The 12,359-nt window shown below is 30.1% G+C and carries 9 protein-coding genes; all 9 read right to left on the reverse strand.

Annotation, left to right across the window (positions count from 1 at the left end):
- Positions 1 to 1,270: lysine--tRNA ligase (gene lysS / locus Q5O44_RS00055; RefSeq protein WP_302636967.1), on the reverse strand; the 1,270-nt coding region annotated here is incomplete at its 3' end.
- A 14-nt stretch (positions 1,271 to 1,284) separates the two neighbouring features.
- Positions 1,285 to 1,767 (reverse strand): transcription elongation factor GreA, encoded by a 483-nt coding sequence (greA, locus tag Q5O44_RS00060; RefSeq protein WP_022166335.1) that lies wholly within the window; start codon positions 1,765 to 1,767, stop codon positions 1,285 to 1,287.
- Between the two features lie 192 nt (positions 1,768 to 1,959).
- The gene (gene dusB, locus Q5O44_RS00065; RefSeq protein WP_022166336.1) at positions 1,960 to 2,943 is read right to left on the reverse strand and encodes a tRNA dihydrouridine synthase DusB; all 984 of its coding nucleotides are present in this window, start codon (positions 2,941 to 2,943) and stop codon (positions 1,960 to 1,962) included.
- Positions 2,944 to 2,948: 5 nt separating this feature from the next.
- On the reverse strand, positions 2,949 to 3,728 hold the full coding sequence (locus Q5O44_RS00070) for a type III pantothenate kinase (protein WP_022166337.1): 780 nt from the start codon (positions 3,726 to 3,728) through the stop codon (positions 2,949 to 2,951).
- A gap of 132 nt (positions 3,729 to 3,860) precedes the next feature.
- Positions 3,861 to 5,531, reverse strand: a complete 1,671-nt coding sequence (locus Q5O44_RS00075) for a formate--tetrahydrofolate ligase (RefSeq protein ID WP_022166338.1) — start codon at positions 5,529 to 5,531, stop codon at positions 3,861 to 3,863.
- A gap of 235 nt (positions 5,532 to 5,766) precedes the next feature.
- Positions 5,767 to 7,572: an ATP-dependent zinc metalloprotease FtsH gene (gene ftsH, locus Q5O44_RS00080; RefSeq protein WP_022166339.1), complete on the reverse strand. Its 1,806-nt coding sequence runs from the start codon at positions 7,570 to 7,572 to the stop codon at positions 5,767 to 5,769.
- A 27-nt stretch (positions 7,573 to 7,599) separates the two neighbouring features.
- On the reverse strand, positions 7,600 to 8,136 hold the full coding sequence (gene hpt, locus Q5O44_RS00085) for a hypoxanthine phosphoribosyltransferase (protein ID WP_022166340.1): 537 nt from the start codon (positions 8,134 to 8,136) through the stop codon (positions 7,600 to 7,602).
- 4 nt (positions 8,137 to 8,140) lie between these two features.
- Positions 8,141 to 9,535 carry a tRNA lysidine(34) synthetase TilS gene (gene tilS, locus Q5O44_RS00090; protein ID WP_022166341.1) on the reverse strand — a complete coding sequence of 465 codons (1,395 nt, stop codon included), beginning with the start codon at positions 9,533 to 9,535 and terminating at the stop codon, positions 8,141 to 8,143.
- 113 nt (positions 9,536 to 9,648) lie between these two features.
- Positions 9,649 to 12,033 (reverse strand): stage II sporulation protein E, encoded by a 2,385-nt coding sequence (gene spoIIE / locus Q5O44_RS00095; protein ID WP_022166342.1) that lies wholly within the window; start codon positions 12,031 to 12,033, stop codon positions 9,649 to 9,651.
- Between the last annotated feature and the right edge of the window lie 326 nt (positions 12,034 to 12,359).

Raw genomic sequence — 12,359 nt, forward strand, 5'->3', positions numbered from 1 at the left:
AGTATGCATTACATAATTCTCTACCAAATACGAATCCTTCAAATCTTTCAGTAAACATTTCGTTTCCTCTCTTCTTCTTTGTTAAAGGAGAAATCTCTACTGGATAATCAATTATAAATGTTGGTTGAATCATGTGTTGTTCACAGAATTCTTCATATAAAGCATTTAATACTTCACCTTTAGTTACAGTATTTAATGGCTTAGGGAATTCTAAATGTTTTTCTTTTGCAACAGCTTGTGCATCTGCATCAGATTTAAACTCATTAAAGTCAACTCCTGCATATTCTTTAACAGCATCAACCATAGTTATTCTTCTCCATGGTGGCATGAAATCTATTTCAGTTCCTTGATAAGTAACCTTAGTAGTTCCATTAACCTTTTTGCATACTTCTGCAACCATGTTTTCTGTTAATTCCATCATATCATTGTAATCAGCAAATGCTTGATATAATTCAATCATAGTGAATTCTGGATTATGTCTTACTGACATACCTTCATTTCTGAAAGTTCTTCCTAATTCATATACTTTTTCAAAACCAGCTACAATACATCTCTTTAGATATAATTCTGGAGCTATTCTTAAGAACATATCTAAATCTAAAGTATTGTGGTGAGTAATAAATGGTCTTGCAGAAGCTCCACCAGCTATAGTAGCAAGCATTGGAGTTTCAACTTCTAAGAATCCTCTACTATCTAAGAATGCTCTTATTCCACTTATTATTTGACTTCTCTTTATGAAAGTATCTTTAACTTCTGGATTAGTTATAATATCAACTTCTCTTTGTCTATATCTTAAATCTGGGTCTTTTAATCCATGCCATTTTTCTGGTAATGGTTTTAATGACTTACAAATTAATTCAACAGTTTTAACTTTAACAGATACTTCACCTGTTTTAGTTTTAAATACTTCACCTGTAGCAGCAACCCAGTCACCTAAATCATTAGTTTTGTATTGCTTTAGAGCTTCTTCTCCAACTTCATCAATCTTTATGAAAAGTTGAATCTTTCCATCTCTATCATATATATCAGAGAAAACAACTTTACCTTGCCCTCTTTTAGACATTATTCTCCCAGCAACAGTTACTTCTTTTCCTTCTAATTCTTCAAAGTTATCTTTAACTTGCTGAGATGAATGAGTTCTTTCTACTTTATATACATCAAAAGGATTTTTTCCTTCCTCTTGTAATTTAACTAACTTTTCTCTTCTAAGAGCTTCTTGTTCACTAAATTGTGACTCAAGCTCTTGTAAATTCATTTCTTCAGTTGACATTAGTATCCCTCCAATTAATCTCTTCTTATTCCTAAGACTTCAAACTTATTTACTCCGTCTGGTACTGCAACCTCAACTATATCTCCAACCTTTTTACCTACTAGAGCGCTTCCAACTGGTGATTCATTAGATATTTTAAAATTCATTGGATCTGCTTCCGCTGAACCAACAATTGAATATTCTACTTCTTCATCAAAATCATAGTCTTTAACTTTAACAATAGTACCAACCGATACTACATCATTAGGTAATTCACTCTCATCAACAACTACAGCATTTTTTAACATATTCTCTAATTGAAGAATTCTTCCTTCTGTAAATGCTTGATCGTTCTTAGCTTCATCGTATTCAGAGTTTTCACTTAAATCTCCATATCCTAATGCTACTTTGATTTTTTCAGTAATTTCTTTTCTTTTTACAGTTTTTAAATATTCTAACTCTTCTTCAAGTTTTTTTACACCTTCATAAGTCATTATGAATTGTTTTGTTTGGCTCATATCTTTCTCCCCTTCGAACATTCACTTTACTGATGTCTATTTTAATATATTATTATTCTTGAAATCATTTTAAATATTATAAATCAGCACATTTAATATGTCAACAAACCCATAGTTTGCTTACATTATTACTTGACACTTTAATTTATATTCATTTTAATGAATTTTGCTATAATAATTATATACAAATTATTATATAATTTCTATATTTCTTAAACTTTCTCTGTATTCCTCTAATATTTCTATTACTCTAGCACTATCATCTACAGTATTTATTATATTCCTTATTTCACTACTATTATGTAATCCCTTAATATACCATGATGAATGTTTTCTCATTTCTCTTACAGCTTTATGCTCTCCATCATATTTAAGGGCTAACTCATAGTGTCTAATACACATTTTTATCTTTTCTTCTGGAGTTATAATTAGAGGCTCTTTTCCTTTATACAGATTATCTATCTGTTTAAAAATCCATGGATTACCCATACTTCCTCTAGCAATCATAATTCCATCTACATTTGTTTCTTTTTTTCTTCTCAGCGCATCTTCTGCTGTAAAAACATCGCCATTTCCTATTACGGGAATATTTACGCTTTGCTTTACTTTAGCAATTATATCCCAATCAGCTTTACCTTCGTACATTTGCTGTTTAGTTCTTCCATGTACAGCAATAGCATCAGCTCCTGCTGACTCCATAACTTTAGCAAATTCAACAGCATTTATATTTTCATTATCAAATCCTTTTCTAAATTTAACAGTAACCGGCTTAGTTGAAACCTTTTTTATAGCTTCAACTATATTACCAGCTAACTTTGGATCTTTTAATAATGCTGAACCTTCACCATTTTTAGTTATTTTATTAGCAGGACATCCCATATTTATATCTAAAATACATATATCTTCCCTTGGATTAAAATGTCTTTCTACCATTTCAGCCATTATTTTAGGATCATTTCCAAAAATTTGCGCTGCTACAGGCATTTCTTCTTCTGCTATTCTTAGTAAACTTTGAGTATTTTCACTTCCATAATATAGTGCTTTAGCACTTACCATTTCAGTATATACAAGTTCACAGCCCATTTCCTTACATAATCCTCTAAAGGAAATGTCTGTTACACCTGCCATAGGCGCTAAGAAAACTCCATTTTCAAAATTAAGGTTTCCTATTTTCATTTGTTTTACTCCTTATTTTTTTCGTATATAATTCTTAACCCCTCTAAAGTTAAACTTGAATCTACTTTATCTATTATATCCGTTTCTTTTGCTATTAAATTAGCTAATCCACCTGTTGCAATTACATATGGATTATCTATTCCAAGTTCATTCATTTCTCTTTTCATTCTTCTTACTATATATTCAACCTGCCCTATATAACCATATAGTATTCCCGCTTGCATGCTTGTTATAGTGTTCTTACAAATAACACTCTTTGGTACTTCTAATTCTATTCTTGGTAGTTTAGCTGCTCTTTCAAATAACGCATCTGATGCAATTTTAACTCCTGGTGATATACATCCACCTAAATAGTCACCTTCTTTTGTTACTGCACAATAAGTTGTAGCAGTTCCAAAATCTAATATTATTAAATCTCTTTTATAAATATCATGAGCTGCTACAGCATTCACTATTCTATCTGCACCAACTTCTTTAGGATTGTCATATCTAATATTTATTCCTGTTTTAACTCCTGGTCCTACAACTATAGGTTCAATATTAAAACTTTTTCTAACCATATTTTCCAAAGAATGCATTATATTTGGAACAACTGAAGATATTATTATACCCTTAACTTCTTTAGGATTTAAATCATATTGATTAAGTAATTGCATAACTTGAATTGAATATTCATCTGAAGTCTTTTTCGTATCAGTGCTGATTCTCCAACTAACTATACATTCATTTTCTTTATATACACCTATAACTATATTAGTATTTCCTACATCTACTAATAAAATCATAAAAGCACCACCTTAATATAATTAAAGCAGCCTTTAAGCTGCCTTTATTATCAAATATTACGTAACAATTTAAATTAACACTCTAATTTTAACAATTACGTATCATTTGTCAAGTATTATATTTGTAAAATTTTAGAATAAACCTACTATTTCACCATTTGGCAAAATATCTATTCTATTAGCTGCTGGAACCTTTGGTAATCCTGGCATTGTCATTATGTCACCAGTAAGCGCCACTATAAATCCAGCACCATTTGATACTCTTACTTCTTTAACTGTTATCTCAAATCCTTCTGGTCTTCCAAGAAGAGCTGGATTATCTGATAATGAATATTGTGTTTTAGCCATACATATAGGTAGCTTATCAAGATTGAATTTTTCTAATTCTGCTATTTGCTTACATGCTGCTGCAGTATAATTTACACTTTTTGCCCCATATATTTCTCTGGCAATAGTGTCAATTTTTTCTTTTATTGAGTCTTTTTCATCATATAATATTTTAAAGTCAGAAGAATTATTTTCTAAGATATCACTAACTATATCTGCTAATTCTAGTCCTCCTTCTCCACCTTTTTCCCAAACATTACATAATGCTACTTTTACTCCTTTTTCATCACAGAATTCTTCAATAAATTTAATTTCAGCTTCACTATCACTAACAAATCTATTTATTGCAACAACAACTGGCACATTATATTTTTGCATATTTTCAATTTGTTTTTCTAAATTTACCACACCTTTTTTAAGCGCTTCAACATTTTCTTCGTTTAAGTCCGCCTTAGCTACTCCACCGTGGTGTTTTAATGCTCTTATTGTAGCTACTATAACAATACATTCTGGTTTTAAATCACCATATCTACATTTTATATCTAAGAACTTTTCAGCACCTAAATCCGCTCCAAATCCTGCTTCTGTAATAACTACATCACCTAAAGCCATAGCCATTTTTGTTGCTATTATAGAGTTACATCCATGAGCTATATTAGCAAAAGGTCCTCCATGAATTATTGCTGGAGTATTCTCTAAAGTCTGTACTAAATTTGGTTTAATGGCTTCTTTCATTAATAATGCCATAGCACCTTGAACTTCCAATTGTTTTGCATAAACTGGATTACCATCTAAATCATAAGCAACCATGATATTGCCTATTCTTTCTTTTAAGTCTTGAAGACTTGTAGCTAAACAAAGAATTGCCATTATTTCTGAAGCTACAGTTATCATAAAGCCATCTTCTCTTAAGAAGCCATTTATTTTTCCGCCCATTCCTACTACTATGTTTCTTAAAGCTCTATCATTCATATCCATAACTCTTTTGAATACTATTCTTCTTGCATCTATTCTTAAAGAGTTACCATGATGTATGTGATTATCTATAGCTGCACATAAAAGATTGTTAGCTGTTGTTATAGCATGCATATCTCCTGTGAAATGAAGGTTTATATCTTCCATAGGAACTACTTGTGCATATCCACCACCAGCTGCTCCACCTTTCATACCGAAAACTGGTCCTAAAGATGGTTCTCTTAATGCTACTATAGCTTTTTTATTTCTTTTATTTAATGCTTGCCCAAGCCCAATAGTTACTGTAGATTTACCTTCTCCTGCTGGTGTTGGATTAATAGCTGTTACTAATACTAGCTTTCCTTTTTTATTATCTTTATTTCTTTCTAAAACATCTAAAGATATTTTACATTTATATTTACCATATTGATCAATATCATCTTCACTTAAGTTTAACTCTACTGCAATTTCTCTTATATTCTTCATTTTAGCTTCTTGAGCTATCTGTATATCACTTTTCATTTAGTCTACCTCCACAACTAATTAATTTTATAATTAATTATATCATTGAAAAAATATATTTGAAACCTTATATCGAACATTATTTTAAAATTTTATAATATTTTTCGTATTTTATTAATTTTTACCACTTTTTTTATACACAAAAACATATAATGTATGCCTTTTTTCTATTTTTTTGATTTTTTTCAAAAATAATGAGTTATATCAAAATATATTCTGATACAACTCATTATTTTTAGTTGGCCTCAAAAATTTCTTCAAATTCCTTGCCATCAATTTTTTCTTTTTCTAACAAAGTACTAGCTACTGCATGTAACTTATTAACATTTTCCTTTAATAATTCTTCAGCTGTGTTATAAGCATTGCTAATTAAACTCTTAATTTCCTTATCTATCATTGCTCCTACTTCTTCACTGAAGTTTCTTCCTCTTCCTAAATCCCTGCCTAAAAATACTTCATTGTTATCACTACCGTATGATATAGTTCCTATTTTATCACTCATACCATATTCCATAACCATAGCTCTGGCAATAGAACTTGCTCTATCAATATCATTTTTAGCACCAGTACTTATATCTCCTAGAATCAGCTTTTCAGCTACACGACCACCTAAAAGTCCAACCATTTCATCTAATAGCTTTTCTTTTGATGTATATGCTCTATCTTCTGTTGGAAGATGCATTGTATATCCTCCAGCCATTCCCCTCGGTATTATACTTATTTCATGGACAGGATCTGAATTCTTTAAACATTTCATTACTACAGCATGACCTGCTTCATGATAAGCTGTAAGTTTTCTATCATGCTCGCTTATTGTCCTACTTTTCTTTTCTGGACCTGCTATTACTCTTGTTATAGCTTCTTCAAATTCATCCATACCTATTTTCTTTTTATTTTTTCTAACAGCTAAAAGCGCTGCTTCATTAGCTAGATTTTCTAAATCTGCTCCACTGAATCCTGGAGTTCTCTTTGCTAGTACTTCCAGACTAACATTAGTATCTAATGGTTTCTTCTTAGTATGAACTTCTAATACTGCCTCTCTACCTTTTCTATCAGGTCTGCCAACCATTATCTGTCTATCAAATCTTCCTGGTCTTAAAAGAGCTGGGTCTAATATATCAGGTCTATTAGTGGCTGCTATCATTATAATACCTTCATTAGCCCCGAAACCATCCATTTCTACTAGTAATTGATTTAATGTCTGTTCTCTTTCATCATGTCCTCCACCAAGACCAGCACCTCTTTGTCTTCCCACTGCATCTATTTCATCAATAAATATTAATGATGGGGAATTTTTCTTAGCCTGTTCAAATAAATCCCTTACTCTTGATGCACCAACACCAACAAACATTTCAACGAAATCTGATCCTGAAATACTAAAGAAAGGAACTCCTGCTTCACCAGCTATTGCTTTTGCTAAAAGTGTCTTACCAGTACCAGGGGGCCCTACTAATAAAACTCCCTTTGGAATTCTTGCTCCCATTTCTACATATCGCGCTGGCTGCTTCAAGAAATCAACAATTTCTTCTAATTCTGCTTTCTCTTCATCAGCTCCTGCTACATCATCAAATGTTACTCTTTTACTATCTGGAATAACCATCTTAGCTTTACTTTTTCCAAAGTTCATTACTCCTCTTCCACTGCTTCCTCCACCTTGTGACTGCTGTGTAAAGAAGAAGATAAATACTACAAATAATATAATTATCATTATAGTTGGAAGTAGACTTACCCATATACTGCTATTAGACGGTGCAACATATTCTATTTTGATATCATCTTTAGGATATTGTTCATTTAAAAATTCAATCATAGAACTTGGTGCATATACCGTATACTTCTTTTCATCCTGTGTTGTTACTTCAATAGTCATCTTATCAGCATTTACATTTATGCTTTCAACCTGATTATTTATCCACTTTTGTTGAAAATCACTATATACCATCCTATTTGATACACTACTTCCATCAAGCATGAAAGTTGCTACTGCAAAAAACAATAACAATCCTATTATCCAAATAGTTGCACTTGAATACTTTTTCATCCAAGGCCCCCCTTTCGTCTAGTACTTTTAACTATATATTTCTTCTTTTAATATACCTATAAAAGGTAAATTTCTATACTTTTCAGCATAATCTAGACCATATCCTACTAAAAATCCATCTGGTGCTTCAAAACCTACATACTTTACACTAACATTTACAGCTCTTCTAGCAGATTTATTTAATAATGTAACAATTTCCACTGAAGAAGCACCTTTACTACTTAAGTAAGACATTAAATATTTTAACGTAATACCGCTATCAACTATATCTTCTACAATCAATACATCTTTTCCTTCTATGCTTCTATCTAAATCCTTAAGTATTTTTACTACGCCACTACTTTTTGATTCATTTCCATAAGTAGATATTGCCATAAAATCTATTTCACAAGGATTATGTAATCTCTTTAGTAATTCTGATATAAATACTACTGAACCTTTTAGCACTCCCACAAGTAATAATTCTTTGCCCTTATAATCCTCATCAATAATTTTAGCTAATTCTTTAGTTCTTATACTAATATCCTCTTCACTAAATAAAACTTCCTTAACGCCTTCTTTCATAAACTTATTCCTTCCCTTCAAAAGATATTTTCAGTACTCTATTAGTACCCTTTGTAATTTTGAAACTTTCAGAAACCTTATATCCAACTATCCAAGCTATTTCATCATCAAAACAAATAAGTGGAATAATGTCTCTTTCTTCCCTAGGAACTTTAAGGTTGATAAAGATATCCTTTAGCTTCTTTGTACCTTTTATGCCTAAAGGCTTCATCTTATCTCCATCTTTCCTAGTTCTAATTACAATTCTCTCTTCTATCTTATCATAATCAAATAGTTTTATTAAGGGATTATTGGAAAATTCTATACCTTTTTCTTTGTCTATTACTTCCATTTTAATAATGTAATTTTTAAATTCAATTTCCTCATTTATACTTTCTTTCATAACAGAAACTTCAGTTTCTTTTTTTACATTCTTCACATTCTTTTTCTTCTTAAATATAATATCTCCATAAGTATTTTCCGCTATGATGCTGTTAGTTAAATTTATGCTCTTTCCTGTTCCTCTATTATATAAATCAATAACATCATATATATGTTTCATTTCAAAATTCTGATGGCTATTGGATATCTCCTTAAAAGCTCGCTTTATCACTCTTGTTACTATGGCTTCTTTTTCTTTTATAAATAAATCCTGTTTTATAATCAACTTATCATTTGTGTACTTACAATACTCTTCATAACATTTCTTAGACTGCTCTTCAATATATTCATTATCTTTGCTCAATATCAATGCCATCCTATTTAAAGTATCTATTATGTCCTTATTAAAGTTTTCTTTCATATAAGGAAGTATATCTAGTCTCACTTTATTTCTACTATAAACCCTTTCCATATTGCTTTTATCTATTCTTGGCATTAAATGATTTTCGGCACAATAACTTTCTATCTCATTACGGTTTAAACAAAGTATAGGTCTTATTATTCCTCCTTCCCTTATAGCCTTTATACCTACTAATCCTTCTAAACCAGTTCCTCTCATCATACGCATAAGTATTGTTTCTGCTTGATCATTTGCATTATGAGCCACAGCAATTTTATCATATCCGTATCTTTCTCTTATATTTTCAAATGCCTTATAACGTTCTTCCCTGCCAGCCATTTCTAAAGAGATATTATTTTCACTAGCAACTTTATTTATATCTATTCTCTCTATATAGCAGTCTATTCCTAATTTCTCACAGATATCACTTACATATCTTTCATCTTCAAGTGCTTCTTCCCCTCTAAGCATATGATTTATATGTATAGCTCCTAAATTTATATTTAACTTTTCTTTTAAACTATACAGTATATGTAAAAGACAGACTGAATCTGGACCACCTGATAAAGCTACCAGTATTTTTTCCTCTGCCTTTATCATATTATTATCTATAATGAAATCTTCAACTTTTTTAATCACTCTATATCCCCTGCTTTTCTTTATATTTTCATCCTTAATGATACCTTTACATTTTTTTAAAGTAAATATATAAATCTAAGATATAACATTAAAGAAGGGACTAATCCCCTTCTTTAATATAATGAATATAATTTTGATACTACTACTGTCATATCATCCATTACCTTTCCATTACTTAATTCTTTTGCCTTATCTAAGATATCTCTTGATAATTGATCAGGATTAGTGGTGGCCTTTTCTAAATAAGTCCTAAGCCATGAATAATCACCAATATTATTTTTATCTACATCTAAAATTCCATCACTTATGGTTATAACAATATCTCCATGTTTTAATTTCTTTTTCTTTTTATTATATTCAATTTCTTCTACTGCCCCAAAAGGTAATGAATTATCACTTAGCACATCTACTTCTTCATATCTCTTAATAAATGTTGCTACTGCACCTGCCTTTATAACTGAAAGCTCTCCTGTATATAAATCAATCATAGACATATCTAATGTTGCAAATTTCTCATCTTCACTAAATTTCATATTCATAATTGAATTAATAGCTTTTACAGCATTTTCTTCATCATAACCACACTCAGTAAATTCATCAATTATATCTATGGCAACGCTACTTTCTAGTCCCGCATCAGGACCTGATCCCATACCATCACTTAATGCTATCACATATATTCCATGCTTGTTCTTACCAAAATTAAAACTGTCTCCTGAATACTTTTCTCCATCCTTTGGTGTTGAGGCAACATATGATAACATATGATATTTAGGACTTTCTTCAATAACCACTGAACACTCATTAGTTTCTGGATTTATTTTGCAACCTTCATCGCTTATGGAGAAAGGTACCCTTAAAACTTCTTTCAAAACAGGTAATATGGCTTTTCCACATATATTTTCTCCATAGCAATTTTCCATAACTATCTTAATTTTTAATCTACCTTTTTTATCTGTATATGAATATATATTCTTATAAGATATATTTTTTCTAGACAGAGCTTTCTTAAGTACTTTATCAAGCTCATAGCAATTATCTACATCTCTTGTAAATTCCTTTATTACATCATCCATAGCATGAGATATGCCAGCTATATTCTCTGCAATAAGCTGTCTTCCTTCACCCATCCTCTCTTTTAGCACTTCATTAACAGTATAAATATTATATAATTCTTCACAGCTCTTAACTAAAGTATTACTTTTAACACATTTTTCTTTAAGACTTTTATTTATCTTTCCTTTTCCTTGTTCAAACATTTCTATTAGTTCTGAAAATTCAAAGAAAGTATTGTTTAACTCTTTTTCCCAGCATTTGCTCCTCATTTCGCAGTTATTACATACTCTATCTGCAAGATTTCCTATCATAGCTGTACTTTTATCTTTCATTTCTAGCTTATGATTACCTGATAATTTATTCATAGATTTAGCTAATCTATCTAATATTTTTTTAAACCCTTCTATTCTTTCTATAAATTCACTCTTCACTCCATCTATCTGTGCTTCATTTATTATTCTATTTTTTTCTTCATTACTTAACTCTCGCAAAATACCTTCTATAACCTTAGCAGGCATTAATAACATAATCACTGCTGGTATTGCTATTTCCACTGCTCCATATATATTTATAGTTGCTGAATAACCTATAATTATTGAGCTTAAAATCAAATATGCCAACGCTGAAAAAATCTTTCCTGTTTCTTTAAATACACCAACTACCAATCCGCAACAGCTATATAAGCTTATAAATAATAATATATTTTTACTAGTTACACCTACAATTATGCCCATGGTCACACCAATAACTGCTCCTATTGACGCTCCACCAGCATATGCTATCACTATTATAATTGATAAGGCTGCAATATTCCTGATACTTACACCGAATAAAGCAATATTACCTGCCCCAGCAACCATTAAACATAACACTATGGCCATGCTTATTAATTCTTCCATATTAAAAAAATAATTATGCTTTATTTCATCTAAACATCCTACACCATAATTAACAACATAAAATACAGGTATTATACTTAAGCTTTCAATTAATGCAAAGGCTATATTAACAGATAACCCTTGACTACCAAAAATACTTTTAATTATTAAAAATTCTATTACACATATTATGCATATATTATTGATCTTAATCTTTTTTCCTACTTTATTGGTTATACAGGAAATCAGTAATATAGAAATTGCCAAAATAGGATATACATACGAATCACAATCAGTACTAAAAACACTTAAATAACCTATAATTACTCCTAAAAAAGCAAATATAGTTTCTTTGCTTTTTCTTTTATTTATAACAGAAATTAAAAATGCCATACCAAAAGGTGCTATCATTAATCCATCCACCACTGAAAATTTAACCCTACTTAACATAAATCCACATAATAATATAAGTATAATTTTAGCAGCTGTTAATTTATATTTAGTAATTTTTTCCTTTTTACTATCAACTCTATTATATACCGGAACTCCTGCACCATATTGCATTTCAATCACACCTTTCTTAACAATAACTTAATGATATCATTTACTATTAAATTATTATGTCATTTAATGTTTTCCGGTATTTTTTTCGTAAGACATTAATTTTCTATTTTCATTTCATCATGCTAGTTTTTTTATTTTCTTTCTTTTATATTCATATTTTTTTCCTCTTTAGATAAACGTTTTTTGTCGTAATTATCTATTTTTATTATTTTTATGAAAATTAATTATTTAATATTTTTTATATTTTTGCATATATTATTTTTTATATAAAAAAAAGAGATTCAAATCAAATTTGAATCTCTTGGTGCTGAAGACCGGAATCGAAC

It is taken from the genome of Clostridium sp. CAG:221, from assembly GCA_000435835.1.
Taxonomy (GTDB): Bacteria; Bacillota; Clostridia; order Clostridiales; family Clostridiaceae; genus Clostridium.